Source organism: Rhizobium sp. CAU 1783 (assembly GCF_054551725.1).
On record NZ_JBTOLM010000002.1, the window covers coordinates 207,382 to 228,369 of the forward strand.

General features: G+C 63.0%; 18 protein-coding genes, 1 tRNA gene and 1 CRISPR repeat array (1 of these 20 only partly in view). Of the genes, 10 read left to right on the plus strand and 9 right to left on the minus strand.

The window, feature by feature from the left end; all coding sequences use genetic code 11:
* Positions 1–4,294: a CRISPR direct-repeat array (repeat unit 29 nt; unit sequence GGTTCCTCCGCACCCGCGGAGATAGACCC); it begins 798 nt to the left of the window's first position.
* A gap of 397 nt (positions 4,295–4,691) precedes the next feature.
* The 4 genes from ACX93L_RS07700 to ACX93L_RS07715 all read right to left on the minus strand — a co-directional run bounded on the left by ACX93L_RS07700 (position 4,692) and on the right by ACX93L_RS07715 (position 7,169).
* Positions 4,692–5,807, minus strand: a complete 1,116-nt coding sequence (locus ACX93L_RS07700; RefSeq protein WP_459404317.1) for a tyrosine-type recombinase/integrase — start codon at positions 5,805–5,807, stop codon at positions 4,692–4,694.
* Between the two features lie 189 nt (positions 5,808–5,996).
* Complete coding sequence (locus ACX93L_RS07705; protein ID WP_459404318.1) at positions 5,997–6,455, minus strand: helix-turn-helix domain-containing protein; 459 nt, start codon at positions 6,453–6,455, stop codon at positions 5,997–5,999.
* Positions 6,452–6,667: a helix-turn-helix transcriptional regulator gene (locus tag ACX93L_RS07710; RefSeq protein ID WP_459404319.1), complete on the minus strand. Its 216-nt coding sequence runs from the start codon at positions 6,665–6,667 to the stop codon at positions 6,452–6,454. Before ACX93L_RS07710 ends, ACX93L_RS07705 begins: the two co-directional genes overlap by 4 nt.
* A 412-nt stretch (positions 6,668–7,079) precedes the next feature.
* Positions 7,080–7,169 (minus strand) — tRNA-Ser (locus ACX93L_RS07715).
* Between the two features lie 188 nt (positions 7,170–7,357).
* Between ACX93L_RS07715 and ACX93L_RS07720 the strand changes: the two genes are divergently transcribed.
* The 10 genes from ACX93L_RS07720 (at position 7,358) to deoA (ending at position 16,593) form a co-directional block, all read left to right on the plus strand.
* The gene (locus ACX93L_RS07720; protein WP_459405347.1) at positions 7,358–7,675 is read left to right on the plus strand and encodes a hypothetical protein; all 318 of its coding nucleotides are present in this window, start codon (positions 7,358–7,360) and stop codon (positions 7,673–7,675) included.
* 52 nt (positions 7,676–7,727) lie between these two features.
* Positions 7,728–8,387, plus strand: a complete 660-nt coding sequence (gene msrA, locus ACX93L_RS07725) for a peptide-methionine (S)-S-oxide reductase MsrA (RefSeq protein WP_459404320.1) — start codon at positions 7,728–7,730, stop codon at positions 8,385–8,387.
* A 247-nt stretch (positions 8,388–8,634) separates the two neighbouring features.
* Positions 8,635–9,627: a BMP family lipoprotein gene (locus ACX93L_RS07730; RefSeq protein ID WP_169592074.1), complete on the plus strand. Its 993-nt coding sequence runs from the start codon at positions 8,635–8,637 to the stop codon at positions 9,625–9,627.
* A 65-nt stretch (positions 9,628–9,692) separates the two neighbouring features.
* Positions 9,693–11,213: an ABC transporter ATP-binding protein gene (locus ACX93L_RS07735; RefSeq protein ID WP_459404321.1), complete on the plus strand. Its 1,521-nt coding sequence runs from the start codon at positions 9,693–9,695 to the stop codon at positions 11,211–11,213.
* 7 nt (positions 11,214–11,220) lie between these two features.
* Positions 11,221–12,324, plus strand: a complete 1,104-nt coding sequence (locus ACX93L_RS07740; protein ID WP_459404322.1) for an ABC transporter permease — start codon at positions 11,221–11,223, stop codon at positions 12,322–12,324.
* Positions 12,325–12,335: 11 nt separating this feature from the next.
* Complete coding sequence (locus ACX93L_RS07745) at positions 12,336–13,307, plus strand: ABC transporter permease (RefSeq protein ID WP_169592062.1); 972 nt, start codon at positions 12,336–12,338, stop codon at positions 13,305–13,307.
* A gap of 3 nt (positions 13,308–13,310) precedes the next feature.
* Positions 13,311–13,703: a cytidine deaminase gene (locus ACX93L_RS07750; protein WP_459404323.1), complete on the plus strand. Its 393-nt coding sequence runs from the start codon at positions 13,311–13,313 to the stop codon at positions 13,701–13,703.
* On the plus strand, positions 13,700–14,509 hold the full coding sequence (locus tag ACX93L_RS07755; RefSeq protein ID WP_459404324.1) for a purine-nucleoside phosphorylase: 810 nt from the start codon (positions 13,700–13,702) through the stop codon (positions 14,507–14,509). Before ACX93L_RS07750 ends, ACX93L_RS07755 begins: the two co-directional genes overlap by 4 nt.
* Positions 14,502–15,275 carry a deoxyribose-phosphate aldolase gene (gene deoC, locus ACX93L_RS07760; RefSeq protein ID WP_459404325.1) on the plus strand — a complete coding sequence of 258 codons (774 nt, stop codon included), beginning with the start codon at positions 14,502–14,504 and terminating at the stop codon, positions 15,273–15,275. Before ACX93L_RS07755 ends, deoC begins: the two co-directional genes overlap by 8 nt.
* A 4-nt stretch (positions 15,276–15,279) precedes the next feature.
* Positions 15,280–16,593: a thymidine phosphorylase gene (deoA, locus tag ACX93L_RS07765; protein WP_459404326.1), complete on the plus strand. Its 1,314-nt coding sequence runs from the start codon at positions 15,280–15,282 to the stop codon at positions 16,591–16,593.
* 113 nt (positions 16,594–16,706) lie between these two features.
* On the opposite strand, the gene ACX93L_RS07770 is transcribed toward deoA, so the two are convergent.
* From ACX93L_RS07770 to ACX93L_RS07790, 5 genes are all read right to left on the minus strand, one after another.
* On the minus strand, positions 16,707–17,222 hold the full coding sequence (locus tag ACX93L_RS07770; protein WP_459404327.1) for a TIGR02281 family clan AA aspartic protease: 516 nt from the start codon (positions 17,220–17,222) through the stop codon (positions 16,707–16,709).
* A 131-nt stretch (positions 17,223–17,353) separates the two neighbouring features.
* A complete protein-coding gene (gene upp / locus ACX93L_RS07775) occupies positions 17,354–17,983 on the minus strand; it encodes a uracil phosphoribosyltransferase (protein ID WP_459404328.1) in 630 nt (209 codons plus the stop codon).
* Between the two features lie 110 nt (positions 17,984–18,093).
* On the minus strand, positions 18,094–19,062 hold the full coding sequence (locus ACX93L_RS07780) for an adenosine deaminase (protein WP_459404329.1): 969 nt from the start codon (positions 19,060–19,062) through the stop codon (positions 18,094–18,096).
* Positions 19,059–20,279 (minus strand): phosphopentomutase, encoded by a 1,221-nt coding sequence (locus ACX93L_RS07785; RefSeq protein WP_459404330.1) that lies wholly within the window; start codon positions 20,277–20,279, stop codon positions 19,059–19,061. Before ACX93L_RS07785 ends, ACX93L_RS07780 begins: the two co-directional genes overlap by 4 nt.
* Before the next feature lie 123 nt (positions 20,280–20,402).
* Entirely contained in the window at positions 20,403–20,945 is a 543-nt protein-coding gene (locus tag ACX93L_RS07790) for a TadE/TadG family type IV pilus assembly protein (protein ID WP_459404331.1), read from the minus strand.
* Positions 20,946–20,988: the final 43 nt, after the last annotated feature.

A 20,988-nucleotide genomic window follows, 5' to 3' on the forward strand; every position in this document is an offset into this window, starting at 1 on the left:
CTCCGCACCCGCGGAGATAGACCCTGGTCGCGGATCGCCGCATGCCACGGCCGAAGGGTTCCTCCGCACCCGCGGAGATAGACCCCGCGAATTCAACGCCTATGGAAAGGCTCTTCCGGTTCCTCCGCACCCGCGGAGATAGACCCTCCTGAAGATGGAGCCGGACGGAGGCACGACCGGTTCCTCCGCACCCGCGGAGATAGACCCCAGCTATCAGGAGCAACACCCCAGATGGTTGAGGTTCCTCCGCACCCGCGGAGATAGACCCTTGTTCCTACGCTTCAAAATCTTCGTGGGACGGGTTCCTCCGCACCCGCGGAGATAGACCCTTCGACGGTCTTTCGCCGAAGGCAAGAGAGCAGGTTCCTCCGCACCCGCGGAGATAGACCCAAAAGATGAATGCGAGCCTCGATCTTGAACAAGGTTCCTCCGCACCCGCGGAGATAGACCCCTGCCGAAATCGTGACCGCCTGATCGTATGTCGGTTCCTCCGCACCCGCGGAGATAGACCCTCTTGCCCCATGGCTCCGCCAAAGCTCTCAGCGGTTCCTCCGCACCCGCGGAGATAGACCCTTACGAGATCGACACGACGGGTATTGCGCATTGGTTCCTCCGCACCCGCGGAGATAGACCCCTTGCCGCCGATGTCGCCGCGCAACAGGCAAAGGTTCCTCCGCACCCGCGGAGATAGACCCTCGCCCTCGCTCATGCTTGCAAAGCTGATCGAGGTTCCTCCGCACCCGCGGAGATAGACCCTATGACCGTATGCTGGTGAAGGCGCAGGTCTGGGTTCCTCCGCACCCGCGGAGATAGACCCGGTGATGAATGTGTGATAGGCGCTGTTCATGGGGTTCCTCCGCACCCGCGGAGATAGACCCCGATCAAGGCCGAAGTCACCCGCGCTTTCAAGGGTTCCTCCGCACCCGCGGAGATAGACCCGCAGGTGGTCGTCTGTCTCCTCCTCCACGGGCGGTTCCTCCGCACCCGCGGAGATAGACCCTATCTGAGGCCCCCCGCCGCCATTAATCGCGTGGTTCCTCCGCACCCGCGGAGATAGACCCGCGTGATGCGGTGTCTCAAGGTGGCGAGGGCAGGTTCCTCCGCACCCGCGGAGATAGACCCTTGAAAGAACGGCTTTCGCGCCTCGTCGAGGAGGTTCCTCCGCACCCGCGGAGATAGACCCTTGTGGCCATCCACGCCGAGCAGCGGGCGAAGGGTTCCTCCGCACCCGCGGAGATAGACCCTCGGCGAGCGCATCGCCAAGCATGGCCTTGCAGGTTCCTCCGCACCCGCGGAGATAGACCCTCTGTCGGCGGATTGGTTGGCGTCGGCAACCAGGTTCCTCCGCACCCGCGGAGATAGACCCACCACGGTTCTCGCCGCAGCGAACAAGGGCCTGGTTCCTCCGCACCCGCGGAGATAGACCCGACCCCGCCCACGGAAGCCCATGGTGGTGAGAGGTTCCTCCGCACCCGCGGAGATAGACCCTACGATCGCAAGGCGCTGATCGGCATGTTCACGGTTCCTCCGCACCCGCGGAGATAGACCCACGCCAGACCGTGCCGGCGGCTGGATCATGGCGGTTCCTCCGCACCCGCGGAGATAGACCCTCGACCCATGCCGCGTAATAGGCCTTGGCGTTGGTTCCTCCGCACCCGCGGAGATAGACCCCGCGCAGCCTTCCGCACAGCAGCCGGCGCAGAGGTTCCTCCGCACCCGCGGAGATAGACCCTCGGCACGGATTTCGGAATCGATCTCGACATAGGTTCCTCCGCACCCGCGGAGATAGACCCTCCAAGGGGCCGGCGAAGGCACGGCGCGTCACGGTTCCTCCGCACCCGCGGAGATAGACCCCCGACGCCTGCCATTCCGGCGCCCTCCGCATAGGTTCCTCCGCACCCGCGGAGATAGACCCGCTTGACCTATCCCCGACCACCCGCCGCTAGAGGTTCCTCCGCACCCGCGGAGATAGACCCGATCTCCAGCCCGTCAGGCCAAAGAGCCCAAGGGTTCCTCCGCACCCGCGGAGATAGACCCCAACCGCGGGCGATGGACGGTCGCGGATCGTCGGTTCCTCCGCACCCGCGGAGATAGACCCGCATGGCAAACGCCTATGTCGCGCCGGAACCGGGTTCCTCCGCACCCGCGGAGATAGACCCTCTTCGAGCGTGACATCCCACTCGCCGCCTCCGGTTCCTCCGCACCCGCGGAGATAGACCCTGATCTGCGCCGCGGAGGCGTTTTGTGAAGCGGGTTCCTCCGCACCCGCGGAGATAGACCCGAGAAAGCGCGTGGCCGTTGACTTGCCGGCGCGGTTCCTCCGCACGCGCGGAGATAGACCCTCCTGATGCCAAGACCGTCATGGTTGAGCGCCGGTTCCTCCGCACCCGCGGAGATAGACCCAAAATGACCAGGTCGCCAGCGCTATGGGCCGGGGTTCCTCCGCACCCGCGGAGATAGACCCGGCAACCCGCCAAGCACTGCCGCCGCTACCGGGGTTCCTCCGCACCCGCGGAGATAGACCCCAAGGAAGCCACGTCGTTTCATGCTTTCCCCTGGTTCCTCCGCACCCGCGGAGATAGACCCTCCTCCGGCGCGATGACGGCCTTTGTGGTTTTGGTTCCTCCGCACCCGCGGAGATAGACCCTGTTCCGCGAGGGCCATCATGGCCAGCTCGATGGTTCCTCCGCACCCGCGGAGATAGACCCCCGGCCAACAGCCGAGTGACGCGGTACGACGTGGTTCCTCCGCACCCGCGGAGATAGACCCCCAGATAAGCTCAAGAAGTGCGCGTCCGTCATGGTTCCTCCGCACCCGCGGAGATAGACCCCTCCGCTAATGCGCGAAGCATATGCGCAATCGGGTTCCTCCGCACCCGCGGAGATAGACCCTTGGCAAAGACACGCTGCCAGGGTGTTTGTTTGGTTCCTCCGCACCCGCGGAGATAGACCCGCTGCTTGCGGGCCTTACCGCCCGGGGCGCCGGGTTCCTCCGCACCCGCGGAGATAGACCCTACGACTGGAAGGTCCTGGTCGGATCGTTCATGGTTCCTCCGCACCCGCGGAGATAGACCCTATCCGCCGACGCAGGACGAGCGCTATGCGCAGGTTCCTCCGCACCCGCGGAGATAGACCCTGGTTCGAGATTGCCGACAATCCGATCAGCAAGGTTCCTCCGCACCCGCGGAGATAGACCCCGAGGGCGGCCTGAACGAAAGCGGTTGTCGCGGGTTCCTCCGCACCCGCGGAGATAGACCCTCGCTGGTCAAGTCCATCCGCCCCCCAAGCTCGGTTCCTCCGCACCCGCGGAGATAGACCCTACCCCTACCGCAGTATCGCGGAACAACGCCGGGTTCCTCCGCACCCGCGGAGATAGACCCGCGCAAGGGTTCCCGCCCGACTATGTCATCGAGGTTCCTCCGCACCCGCGGAGATAGACCCAGGTTGTCCCCTGTCTCCGCAAGGCAGAGGCGGATTCCTCCGCACCCGCGGAGATAGACCCTCACTGTTCAAGTCCATCCGCCCCCCGAGCTCGGTTCCTCCGCACCCGCGGAGATAGACCCCCGCCAGCACCGGTTATCCGAAGTCTAGCGGCGGTTCCTCCGCACCCGCGGAGATAGACCCTCGTCAGGTTTTCAGTCGACACGCGCTTATGCGGTTCCTACGCACCCGCGGAGATAGACCCCAGACGACGGGGCGCCAATCGAACGGCGGCTGGGTTCCTCCGCACCCGCGGAGATAGACCCCTGTGAGATGGTGATTGTGGGCGCCCGCGAGAGGTTCCTCCGCACCCGCGGAGATAGACCCTGCGCAGATTTGCCCGGGACATCGGCGCTTGCGGTTCCTCCGCACCCGCGGAGATAGACCCCGAATTCAGCCTTGCCGGCGTGTTCCAGGACGGGTTCCTCCGCACCCGCGGAGATAGACCCGTCCACGGCGTCGATCGCGCCGACGGTCACTAGGTTCCTCCGCACCCGCGGAGATAGACCCTTCGAGCCGCTTCCGGCCACTATGACGCTCAGGGTTCCTCCGCACCCGCGGAGACAGACCCCACCGCCGGACAGGAAGAAGTCTGCCGGCTCGGGTTCCTCCGCACCCGCGGAGATAGACCCTTGTCGCCAATCTGCAAGAATGGTCGGATCGCGGTTCCTCCGCACCCGCGGAGATAGACCCCGTCTGGAGGCCGCCCTGGAGCGCCGCCGACGGGTTCCTCCGCACCCACGGAGATAGATCCTGCGGATTGTGCCGCTGCAGGATCCGGAAGAGGGTTCCTCCCCACCCGCGGAGATATACCTTGGAGTAGCCAGGTGCCGGCATCCCTGGCTCCGGTACCTCCGCAGTCGCGGAGGTACCTGGAAGGCATCATGCAGCGGAAGCTCCTCGCCCACAGGAGAACGGCACGAGCCGAACTCAATGCTCCTCCGTCTCAGCCGGCTGGAGAATAGGAACCTCGATCGGATTGGGGGATAGGAGGTCTGCAGTCGCGGGAGGGATGGGAGCGACTGTCGAGAAAACGGTTGCGTCGTACTGTCATGGACCAGCCTTCGATACCATGATAGATATTTGGCTCTGGTCCCAGGGACAAGGGAGCCTCTCGAAGGCGGCGTGCTGGGCCCGGCATGCCCCGGAGCGATCAACTTCCCGGGCGTCGGACGCGGCGACAAGAACCTTGCCGCCGCGCTTGTTTTTTCGCTAGTGCTTGTCGAGCGCCATCTGCAGGATCTTGCGAACCACATCCTGCGTTTCAAGGCTGACGCGCTCTGCGAGCTCGCCGATATCGCGCGCGCCCGGGTTCCTCTGCTTGTCGCGCATCTTGCGAAACAGCTCCCGCTTCACGTCAGGCTCGACATCCCCGTAGTACTTCGAGGTCGTGCTGACCTGTTCGTGACCGAGGTTCTGGCTGAGCGCCTTCATGTCCCTGAGTGACGAGGCCCACTCGTCGCAAAGCTTGGCGACGGTCGAGCGAACGGCATGCGGCTTGAAGTAGGGAATGCCAGCTGCTGCTGCCGCCTTGCGCAGGACCTGCCGGACGGGTGCGGCGGTGGTCAGGAACTCAAGCTCGATGCTGTGCCGGCCCATCCACGGCTTGAACGGTGCCGTTGGAAAGAGAGGGGCATCGTCACCGGCGCCCATGCTCCTGAGTTCACCGATCCAGTCCGTTACGATCCGCTCGAAGTCCTCTCCGATCGGAAACCAGTCGACGATGCTCGTCTTGCTGAACTTCGTCTTCACCTCGCGGGCGTCCTGGAAGACCTGCTTGCGCTCGATATCGACATGCTTCAGGCGGAGCGAGATCAGTGCACCGTCGCGGACGCCAAACAGGACCAGACCCGCCACCATGGCACGGTCCCTCCGTTCGGCCGGCGAACTGGCCGGCATCACTTGCAACATCTTCCGCAACTGTTCGACGCTCGGGACAAACTTCTGCGCTGCCGCTCCCGCGATCTCCACCAGATGGCGCGGTGCGCTGAAGTGGTTGTAGAGCTGGGCAGTAATGGTCTTTCTGTAGCCGTCCTGGGTCGAAAGCCAGGTGAAGAAGGCCTTCAGGTTGCCGAACGTGTGCACGATGGTCGAGGCGGAAAGGCCCTCCTTGCCGGACTTTTCGGCCCGGCTGATGAGTTCGTCCTTGAAGTCCTCGATCATCTTGCGCGTCACCGACCGGAAATCGATCGATCCGGTGCGTCCTTCGAACTGCCAGATGTGGCGAAGGATGTCGTCCACGGTCTTGGGGTGAAAGCCTTTTCCGTGCTTTAGTTCGCCCTGGTAGTGATACAGGGTCTTGGCATTACGATCATTGATAATATTCATTCTCATTCTTTCTATCTCGGCGCGATCCAATGGGATCGCGCAGGTCAAGCAACCGAAGCGGACGTTCAGCGATTGCGGATTAGCTGGTACTGGCGCTCCTTGAGTGTGATGAAGGGGTATTGTGGCTGAGCAGCCACGGACACGTGACCTGGCGTTTTGCACAAACCTCGACTGGACTTAGGGAACATATTAGTCGGGAGTCTCGCCTCCGGGATTGGTCTGGCTTAGCCTCTGGAGGGTCTCCAATTCCTCGGTGCAGACGAACCTGTTCGCCGTCACTCCGGTCTCCGGGCAGGCCCTGGAAACTCGGAAAACCCCGTCAGTGCGACCGGGAGATACCGAAACATCCCCCTCAAGCAGCGAGTGGGAACGCTTGCACCCGAAGCACTTGACCAGAAACTGGCCGAGTGGTTCTCCTGCCGCCCTCTTTCGGCGTCGACCGTGGAAGTCGTTGAGGTCAGAACCGCGAAACAGGCGCGGTTCGGCATCGATGAAGGGAAGACCGTCGGCAATCCAGTTGGTCAGGGTATTGCGTGAGATCCCATAGAGCTTGATGACATCATCGCTCGAATAGAGCTGATGGATCCTGGCTTTCCGATCGCTCTGCAGATTGCGGCGCTTTTTCCTGGACGTGTTGTCGGCGGTCATCGGCTGACCTCCTGACGCGAGACCTCGAAGGCCAGGATATCGCTCATGCGCCAGCGGGTAGAACCGCCCAGAAGCTTGATCGGCTTCGGGAAGGCGGAATTGTGCTTGGTGTGGCGCCAGACGGTCTGGACGCTGATCGCATAGCGGCGCGCTACATCCTGAACGGAAAGATAGCGCTCGTCAGCTTGAGGCTTGGCAAGTGCGACAGCCACGTCCTTGTGTCGGAGACCGACACTTCCAACCGCCCGAGGGCTTTCGGAGGCCAGGACGTCGGGCGCTGCCACAGAAGCAGCGGCAGCGGGATCAGGCGATGCAGCGGTGCGGTTTGCCGCATCGCTCGCTGCAGCAGTCTCAATTTCATCGGGGGAGGGGAACAGGCCCAACTGCGGATCTGAAGACATACGTGTCCCTTTCTAGGAAGGACACCGCACGTCTTGCGCAGTGATTGCTATCAATGAATTCCAACTAGCCGAATGTCATAGTCATTGGCAACGGGGGGATTCAGATTTTTTTGTGGGGATACCGACAAAAATATCGGGCCGCATTTCCGTGGCGGGCTGACTGGCGGGCCAATCGCAGGGAGCCAGAAGTTGCGCAATGAAATCAATACGATAAATCTAAATATGGCGGACAGGGAGGGATTCGAACCCTCGGTACGCTTTCACGTACACACGCGTTCCAGGCGTGCGCCTTAAACCACTCGGCCACCTGTCCGTAAGATCCGAAGCCTCTGTCGTCGAAGCGGTCGGTCGGGCGCGATATATAACGAGGATTTCCGCCCGATCAACCGAAATCTGACGGTTTTTTGACTTGTCCGCGCAAAAGCCTATCTATTACCTGTGTCTGTGGGGCCGAACGGTCGGTCGCGACGTCTCGGCAATGGAAGTGCGGTGAAGTAAATGGTGCGGTTCGTGTTCCGTCTGGCGAGTTTTGCGGCACTGTGCCTTGGCGTGATTGCCGCGACGATGGATTCGATCGGCTCTGTCTCTGCATCGCAGTATGTACTGACGACGTTTCGCTATGCCTGGATGAAGGTCGAGCCGGCATCGCTGGTATCCTTCCGCGCGCTTGTCGAGGAGCATCTCGGAGCCGTTGCCTGGCAGGTTCTCGATCGCTGGTTCTTTCCACAGCCGGCTTTTGCCGTCTTCCTGATCGCCGCCCTGCTGCTCTGGATGATCGGTTACCGGAAGCCGTCGCCTGCCGGACGTTTTGCCGCCTGAGCCCCGGTTGCCGCAATTAGCCGTCCTGCCGGACCTTTCCTAGGAGATTGTGATGTTCCTGATCGACATGTTCAACAAGAAGACGACGATGCCGACGCCGGAAACGGCGCTTCCGGGCCGCAATGAGGAAATGCCGACCGCCGAAACCCATTTCGTCTCCGGACGACCGCTGAAAGGTCCTTATCCGGAAGGTCTGCGCACCGTCTATCTCGGCATGGGCTGTTTCTGGGGCGCTGAGCGGCTGCTCTGGAACACGCCCGGGGTCTATGTCACCGCCGCCGGCTATCAGGGGGGCTTCACGCCCAATCCGACCTACCAGGAAACGGTCACGGGACTGACCGGCCATACCGAGGTCGTGAAGGTGGTCTACGATCCGAGCATTCTCACCCTCGAGGCGCTTCTGAAGGTCTTCTTCGAGGCCCATGATCCGACCCAGGGCATGCGCCAGGGCAACGATATCGGTACGACCTACCGGTCTGCCATCTATGCGGAAGACGCCGATGACATCGATGTCGCCATCCGTGTTCGCGACGCCTTCCAGGAGGCGCTGATCGCCTCGGGACGCAAGATGAAGGTTACGACGGAGATCGCTTCGGCCGCCCCGTTCTACTACGCCGAGGACTATCACCAGCAGTACCTGGCGAAGAATCCGAACGGTTATTGCGGCCTGCGCGGAACCGGCGTTTCCTGCCCGCTTCCGGCTGCCGTCTGAAACTCGGCTGCCGAATCGCTTGGCACAAAGCCCCTTGATCTGACTAGTTTTTCGGCGCCTGCGCCGGAAAATTCGTGGGTTCGACTATTCTTTACCAGTTGAAAAAAATCTGGTGAATTTTTCCAAAAGCCATGCAAGGATGCGTTCAGCCAGGCCCTTGAGGAAGGGGTCGGTGGTTCCGCCTCGTGCGTGTCAAAGCGCTTGCGGTAAGACCCAATAAGATCAATAGCAACAACAGGGCTGTAAAATGAAGAAAACCCTTTTGAGTCTCTTTGCCTTGGCCGCCATGTCGGCAACGGCGCTTGCTGCCGACGTCAAGCCGGCGCTCGTCTATGGCACGGGCGGCAAGTTCGACAAGTCGTTCAACGAGGCAGCCTATGCGGGCGCCGAGAAGTTCAAGGCAGAAACCGGCATCGACTATCGCGATTTCGAGCCGACCGGTGACACGCAGGGCGAACAGGCGATCCGCAACTTCGCCTCCAAGGGTTACAACCCGGTCGTTGCCGTTTCCTTCGCCTGGACCTCGGCCATCGAGAAGGTCGCCGCCGAGTTCCCGGACACCAAGTTCGTGATCGTCGACGCGGTCGTCGACCTGCCGAACGTGCGTTCGGTCGTCTACAAGGAAGAGGAAGGCTCCTACCTCGTCGGCGTGCTCGCAGGTCTCGCCTCCAAGAGCGGCAAGGTCGGCTTCGTCGGCGGCATGGACATTCCGCTGATCCGCAAGTTCGAATGCGGCTACGAGCAGGGCGCCCGCGCCGCCAAGGCTGACATCGAAGTCTTCCAGAACATGACCGGCACCACCGGTGCTGCCTGGAACGACCCGGTCCGTGGTGGCGAACTCACCAAGAACCAGATCGACCAGGGCGCGGACGTCATCTACGCGGCAGCCGGTGCGACCGGTCTCGGCGTTCTGCAGACCGCCGCCGACAACGGCAAGCTGTCGATCGGCGTTGATTCGAACCAGAACCACCTGCATCCGGGTTCGGTGCTGACCTCGATGGTCAAGCGCGTCGACCTCGCCGTTTACAACGCCTATGCCGATGCCAAGGGTGACAAGTTCACCGCCGGCACCCAGGCTCTCGGCGTCAAGGAAGACGGCGTTGCCTACGCTCTCGACGACAACAATGCCAAGCTCATCACCGACGACATGAAGGCCGCGGTCGAAAAGGCCAAGGCCGACATCATTGCCGGCACGATCAAGGTCCACGATTACATGTCGGACAATTCCTGCCCGAAGTGATCTGATGCGGGCGCAAGGCGGCTGATCAGCCCGCCTTGCGCCCTTTCCATGTCTGGGGGACCGGAATGAGTGATAAGAGCCTGGCGCCGGCGATCGAGCTGGTCGGCATCGACAAGAAGTTCGGTGCGGTACACGCCAACAAGAATATCAACCTGACCGTTGCCAAGGGTTCGATCCACGGCATCATCGGCGAAAACGGCGCCGGCAAGTCGACGCTGATGTCGATCCTCTACGGTTTCTATCACGCCGACAGCGGCGAGATCCGTATCGACGGAAAAGCCGTGAATATCCGCGACAGCCAGTCTGCGATTGCTGCGGGCATCGGCATGGTCCACCAGCATTTCATGCTTGTCGAGAATTTCACCGTGCTCGAAAACCTGATGCTCGGCGCCGAAGGCGGTCCGATGCTCGGCAAGGGTACGGATGCGGCGCGTAGCGCGCTGAAGAAGCTTGAGGACGACTACGAACTCGAAGTCGACCCCGACGCCGTCGTCGAGGAGCTTCCGGTCGGCCTGCAGCAGCGCGTCGAGATCCTGAAGGCCATGTATCGCGGCGCCGAGATCCTGATCCTCGACGAGCCGACGGGCGTTCTGACACCGGCCGAGGCCGATCATCTGTTCAAGATCCTGCGCGTGCTCCGCGACCAGGGCAAGACCGTCATCCTGATCACCCACAAGCTGCGCGAGATCATGGCGATCACCGACACGGTGTCCGTGATGCGCCGCGGCGAGATCGTCGCCACCCGCAGGACGGCCGAGACGACCGTCGAGGAACTGGCCGAGCTGATGGTCGGTCGCCGTGTGCTGCTGCATGTCGAAAAGGGCAATGCGACCCCGGGCGAGATCTATCTCTCTGTCCGCAACCTCACCGTCAAGGATCATCGCGGCGTCGTGATGGTCGACAACGTGTCCTTTGACGTCCGCGCCGGCGAGATCGTCGGCATAGCAGGCGTCGCCGGCAATGGTCAGAGCGAGCTTCTCGAGGCGATCACCGGCATCCGAAAACCGGCTTCCGGCGAGATTCTGGTCAACGGCCAGCCCGTTGTCGGTCTCGACCCCGCCGAGCTGCGTTCGATCGGGCTCGCCCATATCCCCGAGGATCGCCACCATATGGGGCTCGTGCTTTCCTTCGAGGAGAGCGAGAACGCCATCCTCGGCTACCATCGCGACGAACGCTACGGTAAGGGCATTTTCATGAAGCCCGATGCCGTGCGCAAGGCGGCGGTCGACGAGATCGAGAAATACGACATTCGACCGCCGAACCCGAGGCTGAAGACTGCCAATTTTTCCGGCGGCAACCAGCAGAAGATCGTCGTTGCCCGTGAGATCGAGCGCGATCCTAAACTGCTTATCGTCGGCCAGCCGACCCGCGGCGTCGACATCGGCGCCATCGAGTTCATTCACCGCCGGATCGTCGAGACGCGCGACGCCGGCAAGGCTGTGCTGCTGGTCTCGGTCGAGCTCGACGAGATCCGCTCGCTGTCCGATCGCATCCTGGTGATGTTCGCCGGCAAGATCGTCGGCGAGAAGAGCCCGGAAACCGGTGAACAGACCCTCGGCCTGATGATGGCCGGTATTGCCGCGTGAGGATTTGATGAGCACCGCATCCGTACCGCTCCCCAACTGGATCAACTATGCGCTTCTGCCGCTGGTGAATCTCATCCTCGCCTTCCTCGTCTCCGGCCTCGTCGTCTGGGTCATCGGCGAAAGCCCCTATGAGGCGCTGAAGCTCATGCTTCAGGGCGCGCTCGGTCGGGGCGAAGGCATCGGCTTCACGCTCTATTACGCGACCAACTTCATCTTCGCCGGCCTGTCGGTGGCCGTCGCCTACCATGCGGGCCTGTTCAATATCGGTTCCGAAGGGCAGGCCTATGTCGGCGGCCTGGGGGCTGCTCTGGTGGCGCTTGCGCTCGACCATTACGTCCCGTGGTACGTGACGATGCCCTTTGCCGTCATGGGCGCCGCGATCTTCGGGGCCGCCTGGGCACTGATCCCCGCCTGGCTGCAGGCCAAACGCGGCAGCCACATCGTCATCACGACGATCATGTTCAACTTCATCGGCGCGGCCCTGATGGTCTATCTGCTGGTGAACGTGCTGATCGTGCCGGGCAAGATGGCGCCCGAAACCCGGACCTTCCTGCCCGGCGGCCAACTGCCGAAGCTCGACTGGCTGATGTCCATGTTCGGCATGAAGCTCGGCCCGGCGCCGTTCAACGTGTCCTTCCTGATCGCGCTCGTTATGTGCGTCGTCGTCTGGGTGCTGATCTGGCGCACCAAGCTTGGCTATGAGATGCGCACGCTCGGCCTGTCGCGTTCGGCGGCCGCCTATGCCGGCATTCCCTATGTGAAGATCGTCATCGTCACCATGCTGATTTCCGGCGGTCTCGCCGGCATGATGGCGCTCAATCCGGTGATGGGCGCGTCCGCCCGCCTGCAGGTCGAATTCGTCGGCGGCGCCGGTTTCGTCGGCATCGCCGTGTCGCTGATGGGCCGCAATCATCCGATCGGCATCGTGCTCGCCTCGATCCTGTTCGGTGTGCTCTATCAGGGTGGCGCTGAACTGTCCTTCGACATGCCGAACATCACCCGTGACATGATCGTTGTCATCCAGGGTCTGGTGATCCTGTTCGCCGGTGCGCTCGAATACATGTTCCGGCCGGCGATCGTCAGGATCTACCAGCAATTCGTGAAAGCTTGAGGATCACGCCCATGGACTTTCTGGACATTGTCGTCAGCATTCTCGGATCCACCATCCGCCTTTCGATCCCGCTGATCTTCACGGCCCTTGCCGGCCTGTTCTCCGAGCGCGCTGGTGTCTTCGACATCGGCCTTGAGGGCAAGATGCTGGCCGCCGCCTTCGCGGCTGCGACCGCTGCCTATCTGACCGGGTCTGCCTGGATCGGCCTCGCCTCTGGCATCGGCGTCTCGCTGGCCTTCTCGCTGGTGCACGGCTTCGCCTCCATCACCAACCGCGGCAACCAGATCGTCTCGGGCGTGGCGATCAACTTCGTCGCCGCCGGCCTGACGGCGGTTCTCGGTCAGGCCTGGTTCCGCCAGGGTGGCCGCACGCCGCAGCTGACGGGTGACGCGCGCTTCTCGCCGATCACCCTTCCGGGGGCGGACATGATGCGCGACGTGCCGGTCATCGGGCCGATCTACGCGAACGTCATCTCCGGCAACAACATTCTGACCTATCTCGCCTTCCTCGCGGTTCCGGCGTCGTGGTGGGTGCTCTACCGCACGCGCTTCGGCCTGCGCCTACGCGCCGTGGGCGAAAACCCGGGAGCAGTCGATACCGCCGGCATCTCGGTCGTGTGGCTTCGCTATCGCGCCGTCCTGGTCGCCGGCTTCCTCTGCGGCTTCTCCGGCACCTATCTGGCGATCGCCCAGTCCGCCGCCTTCATCAACAACATGTCGGCCGGCAAGGGCTACATCGCGCTCGCCGCCCTGATCTTCGCCAAGTGGAAGCCGGTCCCGGTCCTGCTTGCCTGCCTGCTCTTCGGCTTTCTCGATGCCCTTGCGAATTTCATGCAGGGCAAGTCGGTTCCGCTGATCGGCGAGGTCCCGGTGCAGATCTTCCAGGCGCTGCCCTACGTGCTGACCTGCATCCTGCTTGCCGGCCTGATCGGCGCCGCCAATCCGCCGAAGGCCGGTGGTGTCCCCTACGTAAAGGAGCGTTGAGCGATGTCCCATGATCTGTTCGAGGCGGCGCGCGACGCCATGAAGTTCGCCCACGCGCCCTATTCGAAATTCCCGGTCGGCGCGGCGATCCGCGCCGATGACGGTAGGATCTATACGGGTGCCAACATCGAAAACCTGTCCTTCCCGCAGGGCTGGTGCGCCGAGCCGACGGCGATCGGCTGCATGATCATGGGCGGCGGAAAGAAGATCGTCGAGATGGCGGTCATCGCCGAGAAGATGGCGCTCTGCCCACCGTGTGGCGGCTGCCGTCAGAAGATCTCGGAATTCGCCGGTCCCGATACCCGCATCTACCTCTGCGACGAGGTCGGCGTGAAGAAGACCATGACGATGAACGAGCTCCTGCCGTTCTCCTTCGACACGGACATCCTCGGATGAAGGCTGCGATCGACTTCATCATCGACCGGTTGAACGGCCTGGTGCCGCGTCATGGCATCGTGCTTGGTTCCGGCCTAGGCTCTCTGGTCGACGAGGTGAGCGATCCGATCCGCATTTCCTATCACGATCTGCCTGGTTTTCCGGTGAGCGGCGTGTCGGGTCATGCCGGCGAACTGGTGGCCGGCCATCTTGGGCGCGTCCCGGTCATCATGCTGGCCGGCCGCATCCATTACTACGAACACGGCGACCCGAATGCCATGCGCCTGCCGATTGAGGTGCTGATGGGGCTGGGCGTACAGTCGCTGGTCCTCACCAATTCGGCTGGCTCATTGCGGGAGGATCTCCCGCCCGGTTCGGTCATGCAGATCACCGACCACATCAACTTCTCCGGCAAGAACCCGCTGATCGGCGAGGAAAGCGACCGTCGTTTTGTCGGCATGACCTCGGCCTATGACGCCGATCTTGCCGCCGCCATGCAGAAGGCGGCGAAGGAAGAGGGCATCCCGCTCGCAACCGGTGTCTACATGTGGTTCTCCGGCCCGAGCTTCGAGACGCCGGCTGAAATCCGCATGGCCCGCATTCTCGGCGCCGATGCGGTTGGCATGTCGACCGTACCAGAAGTCATTCTTGCGCGCTTTTTTGGGCTGCGCGTCGCGGCCGCATCGGTTATTACCAATTATGGAGCCGGCATGACGGGGGCAGAACTCAGTCATGAAGAGACCAAGGACATGGCTCCCATCGGTGGTAAACGACTTGCCGCCATCCTCAAGAGGATGATCGCGGGCGGAGGTACGGATCTTGGATAACCACGAATTGCGGGCGACCGCGGCCCGGGCGCTTGCGCTCGTCGATCTCACAAACCTCAAGGACGATTGCACGCCGGCGCAGATCGACGCGCTCTGCGAGAAGGCGGTGACACCGTTCGGCACTACGGCCGCCATCTGCATCTGGCCGCGCTTCATTGCCCGCGCCCGCACGCTGCTGGGGCCCGAAAGTCCGGTCCGCATCGCGACCGTCGTCAACTTTCCTTCCGGCGACCTCAAGGTCGAGGATGTCCTGGCGGAGATGCGGGAAGCGATCGCCGACGGCGCCGACGAGATCGATCTCGTCATCCCTTACCGCGCGCTGCTGGCCGGAGACGAGGCTGCTGTGACGGCCATGGTCGCCGCCGTGCGCGAGGCCTGTGCCGAGCCTGTCCTGCTCAAGACCATTCTCGAGACCGGTGAACTCAAGGACATCGCGCTCATCCGCCGGGCGTCCGAGCTGGCGATTGCCGCGGGCGCCGATTTCATCAAGACGTCCACCGGCAAGGTTGCGGTCAACGCCACGCTGGAGGCCGCCGACATCATGCTCCAGGCGATCCGCGACAGCCGCAAGAAGGTCGGTTTCAAACCCGCCGGCGGCATCTCCTCGGTCGCTGACGCCGCGCTCTACCTCCGGCTTGCCGATACCATCATGGGCGAGGACTGGGTCATGCCGTCCACCTTCCGGTTCGGCGCATCCGGCCTGCTTGACGACATTCTGTCCGTCCTCGGCGGCGGACGTTCGGTTGCCGCCAATTCGGGATACTGAGACCATGCTGCCCCAGGAAATCATCCGCCGCAAACGCGATGGCGGCACACTGACCCGTGACGAGATCGCCGCTTTCATCGAAGGCCTGAGCAAGGAGACGATCTCCGAGGGGCAGGTCGCCGCCTTCGCGATGGCGGTCTTCTTTCAAGGCATGACACCGGAAGAGATCGTCGCGCTGACGGTGGCCATGCGTGATTCAGGCGAGGTTCTTTCCTGGTCCGGCGTCGGCAAGCCGATTGCCGACAAGCATTCGACCGGTGGCGTGGGCGACAACGTCTCGCTCATGCTGGCGCCGATAGCGGCGGCCTGCGGCCTCGCCGTGCCGATGATCTCCGGCCGCGGCCTCGGCCATACCGGCGGCACGCTCGACAAGCTCCAGTCGATTCCCGGCTATGACGTCATGCCGGATGCCGCGACCTTCCGCAGGGTCGTCGACGAGGTCGGCTGCGCGATCATCGGCCAGACCGGCGATCTCGCACCCGCCGACAAGCGGCTCTATGCGATTCGCGATGTCACCGCGACGGTCGAATCCACTCCGCTGATCACCGCTTCGATCCTGTCGAAAAAGCTCGCGGCCGGCCTCGAAAGCCTCGTGCTCGACGTCAAGGTCGGCAATGGCGCCTTCATGGCGAAGGCCGAAGACGCCGAGGCGCTCGCCCGTTCGCTCGTTGCCGTCGCCAACGGGGCAGGGGTGCGCACCACGGCGCTCCTGACCGACATGAACCAGCCGCTCGCGGATGCTGCGGGCAATGCGCTCGAAGTGCAGAACGCCGTCGACTTCCTGGCGGGTGGCAAGTCGGGCACGCGGTTGGAAGACGTCACGCTTGCGCTGGGGGCGGAGATGCTGGTGAATGCCGGCATGGTTGACGGCCTCGACAGGGCTCTCGCCATGTGCCGAAAGGTGCTCGCCTCCGGTGAGGCAGCCGACCTCTTCGGCCGCATGGTCCACACGCTCGGTGGTCCCGCCGATTTCGTCGAGCATCCCGGGCGCTACCTGCAGAAGGCGGCGGTGGAGATCCCCGTTGTCGCGACGGCCGATGGTTATCTCGCCTCTGCCGATACCCGCGGTCTCGGGCTCTGCGTCGTCGCGCTCGGCGGTGGTCGCCAGCGGCCGACCGATGCGATCGATCATCGCGTCGGCCTGTCCGGGCTGTTGCCGCTCGGCACGGCAGTCTCCAAGGGCGATACGATCGCGATCGTTCATGCCAACGACCGCGACAGCGCGGAACACGCCGCCGGCCTCGTGACAGTAAGCTATGGGATTGCCGGGGAGAAGCCGGCCCTGCCGCCTGCGATCGGCAAGCGCGTCTCGGTCTGACAGGCCGCGTCTAGAGCAATGCCGGGAAAAGCGTGCAGCAGTTATCCGTCCGGAATTGCCGAGAAACAAAGAGATAGAGCATTGAAGGCGACCCCGGTTTCTACGGATATGCTCTATCGCACCAGGCGCAGCTTGTTACCTTCCGCGGAATAGGCGTTTAGGCGCTTGAGGAAGCTCATGCCGATCAGCGTCGTCGAAAGCGCCTTGTCCTTGAGGACGAAGGCATCGACCCCCTCGACCCTGACCGACCCGATCTCCACCCGCTGCAGACGCACATGGGCGGCCTCGGTCTGCCCGTTGGCGGTGCCGATCGGATACTTGTAGTCCAGGGAGGCGACACTGATGCCGATGCGGCGCGCCGTACTCTCGTTGATCGCCACCAGCGAGGCGCCGGTATCGACCATCGCTTCGGTCGGCTTGCCGTTGAGCTTGAAGGTTCCCTGGTAGTGCCCGCTCGCATCCCCCTCCAGGATCGTCGTGCCCGTCGGCGAGGCTGCGACGGGTACCGGGTCGGCAATGGCTGCGTCGCCCTCTTCCTTGGCCGATTGTTTCGAGAGTTCGACCAGATTCGGAACCTGGGTTGCAGCAACCGCAGCCACGAACACCAGGCCGATTGTGCGCATGAGCATGGACGGATTTCCCTCGATTGACGACGTTGAGGCTTCTCTAGTCCATCAGGGTTGAAATCTGTCTAAGGCGCAAACGAAAGCGGCCCGGAATAGGCTCTCCGGGCCGCTTTCGTCAAAATTTGGTTAAGCTTTCACTTCGTGCCGTACATGCGGTCGCCCGCGTCGCCGAGGCCGGGCATGATGTAGCCCTTCTCGTTGAGGTGGCTGTCGATCGCGGCGGTGAAGACCGGAACGTCCGGATGTGCCTCGCGGAAGTTCTTGATGCCTTCGGGGGCGGCGAGCAGGCAAAGGAAGCGAATGTTCTTGGCGCCCCGTTCCTTGAGTTTGTCGATCGCGGCGATCGACGAATTGCCGGTGGCAAGCATAGGGTCGACGACGATGATCAGGCGTTCGTCCAGCGCTTCAGGTGCCTTGAAGTAATATTCGACCGGCTGCAGCGTCTCGTGGTCGCGATAGACGCCGATATGCGAGACGCGCGCCGCCGGAACCAGTTCCAGCATGCCCTCGAGAAGCCCGTTGCCCGCGCGGAGGATGGATGCGAAGACCAGCTTCTTGCCTTCGAGGATCGGCGACTGCATGGTCGTCAGCGGCGTCTCGATGGTCTCCATGGTGAGCTCGAGGTCGCGCGTCACCTCATAGCAGAGGAGCGTGGAGATTTCCCGCAGCAGTCGCCGGAAACTCGAGGTCGAGGTTTCCTTTCGGCGCATGATGGTCAGCTTGTGCTGTACGAGCGGGTGATCGATGACTGTGACGCCGTTCATGGCCGGGCCCTTCTATTCTTTTTTCTCTGATAGGGAATGTTTTCCACATTCCTTGAGACGCCTGCAAGGGCATAGCCGAATTTTGCCCGATCATCCCCAGTTCGCGCGGCTTAGAGCCGCGCAAGCAGGGTCCGTCGGGTCGCTTCGTCGACGAAAGCCGCCTCGATCGCCGTCCGGGTCATAGCGTCGATTTCGGCATCTGAAAAGCCGAGGACACGCGACGCCGTCTCGTATTCGGCGGCAAGAGAGGTGTGAAAGAATGGCGGGTCATCCGAATTGAGCGTCACGCGCACGCCCGCATCGACGAAACGCCTGAGTGGATGGCTTGCATAGTCCGGAAAAACCTTCAGTGCGACGTTCGAGCCCGGGCAGACCTCGAGTACGGTCCCGAGGTCGGCAAGCCGCTTGACGAGTTCGCCGTCCTCGATCGCGCGAACCCCGTGGCCGATCCGGCTCGGCCGGACGAGGTCCAGCGCGTCGGCGACCGAGAAGGCGCCGCAGAGTTCGCCGGCGTGGATGGTGATGCCGAGACCTGCTTCGCGAACGACGTCGAAGGCCGGTGCATAGTCGGCCACGCGGTTCATCCGCTCCTCGCCCGCCATGTTGAAGCCGGTGACCAGTGGATGTTGGAACTTGGCCGCCCACCGGGCACGCCGCAATACGTTTTCAGGCCCGAGATGACGTTCGCCGATGATGACCATCCGGCACTCGATCCCCGTCTTTTCCCGCGCGGCGTAGATGCCGGCCGCAAGTCCGCCGACATAGTCGTCCGGCGAAAGACCAACGGCTTCGCCATGGTCGGGAGAAATGAACAGCTCGCTATAGATCGTGTTGGCGGTTGCGAGTTCCGCAAGGTATGCCTCGGTCAGCAGCGCGTAATCTTCCGCTGTGCGGAATACCGACGCGACAAAATCATAGCAGGCTATGAAGCTCGTGAAATCATGCCAGACATAGGCGCCGTTCTCCACGAAACCGGTGGGGTCGAGCCCGTATTTCTCGGCCTGGGCAAGCGTCAGCGCCGGCGGCGCTGCACCCTCCACATGGCAATGCAGCTCCGCCTTTTTCAGATGTGCAGTCAAAGGAAACTCCGTCCGTGCGGCCCGGTAGGGATCCCGAGATGGGCCGCGATTGTCTCGCCGATATCGGCATAGGTGTTGCGGATGCCGACCATGCGCGACTTGATGCCGGGGCCGAAGGCCATGATCGGAACGCGTTCGCGCGTGTGGTCGGTGCCGCGCCAGGTTGGATCGCAGCCGTGGTCGGCCGTCATCAGCACCATGTCGCCGGGCCGGAGCTTGCGATGAACCTCCGGCAGGCGCTGGTCGAAGGCTTCGAGCGCCGCGGCATAGCCCGGCACGTCGCGGCGATGGCCATAGAGCATGTCGAAATCGACGAAGTTGCTGAACACCAGGTCGCCGTCCTGGGCTTCGTCAATCACCTGGAGCGTCGCGTCCATCAGCGCCATGTTGCCGTTCGCCTTGATGACGCGTGATACGCCCTGATGGGCGAAGATATCGCCGATCTTGCCGACGGCATGGACGGTACGCCCGGCCTCGACAAGCCGGTCGAGAAGCGTCGGCTCCGGCGGCAGGACCGAATAGTCGCGCCTGTTTCCGGTCCGCTCGAAGGTCGCGGTCGTCTCTCCGACGAAGGGACGGGCAATCACCCGGCCAATGTTCAGCGGATCGACCAGCCTGCGGACAATCTGGCAGAGGGACAGCAGTCGCTCGAGCCCGAAATGGGTTTCGTGTGCGGCGATCTGGAAGACGGAGTCCGACGAGGTGTAGCAGATCGGTTTGCCGGTCCGGATATGCTCCTCGCCGAAGCGCGCGATGACTTCGGTCCCCGAGGCATGGCAGTTGCCGAGAATGCCGGGAAGCTCCGCCTCGCGACAGATCGCCTCGACGAGTTCCGGCGAGAACGCTTCATCTCCGGCCGGAAAGTAGCCCCAGTCGAACATCACCGGGGTGCCGGCGATCTCCCAGTGTCCCGAAGGGGTGTCCTTGCCGTGCGAGACTTCGCTCGCCGCCCCGTGCAGTCCGAACACCCGCTGTGGGACTGGCATGCCCGCCGGCGAATGTCCTGAGGCGAGCCGCGCGATGCTGAGCAGTCCGAGCGCCGACATGTTGGGAAGGGAAAGAGGCCCCGACCGCAAGCCCTTGCGGTCCCCGGCGCCGGCCGCGCAAAATTCGGCGATATGGCCAAGCGTGTTGGAGCCGTCGTCGCCATAGGCCAGCGCGTCGGGGGCGCCGCCGATGCCGAAGGAATCGAGTACGAAAAGAAATGCGCGTGCCATGGTCCACCTGCGCCGCGGGAAGGGCCGTCATGGCCTTCATTGTTCAAGCGGTCAAAGCGGCATCAATACCGCCTGACTCTTGCCTTGGCAAACCCGAGCCGACGGAGGATCACTCCTGTCGGTTCAGCAGTCGCCGCACTTGACCTCGTCGTTGATGCGCTGGCGGAAGAAGAACTCGCGGCTGATGGTCAGGCTCTTGAGCTCCTGGCCGGACATGCTCGGCAGGAACATCAGCAGTTCGTGGGAGACGCTGAGTTCCGTACGAATGAGGAAGATGTCTGCCGCAAGCATGTCGCTCGGTATGCTGACGGCGGTACCGACGGCATAGGGCGCCGTTCCGGAATTCGACCACGACCAGGCGACTTTTGCCGCCTTGGCGCTGTCGACCTTCACCCCCGTGATCTTGAGCGAGAGATTGTTCGGACTGTAGGGCGCGAAGATCGCGTCGGCGACGTCGACCATGTCGGTGAGATCGGCCTTCACCACCGAATCGGTGCGTGACACGATATCGGCGACCGTGCTCGCCGCCATTGTCGCCCGCTTCGATGTGTTGAAGGCAAGCGTCAGTTCGAAGGCCATCAGGTAGATGACGATGAGCATCGGCGCCAAAAGCGCGAATTCCACGCCGCCGATCCCGCTGCGGTCGTCGCGAAAACGCCGCAGCATGCCGGCCAGTCGCCGCGCGTATCCGCCTGCTCGCCCGCTTCGG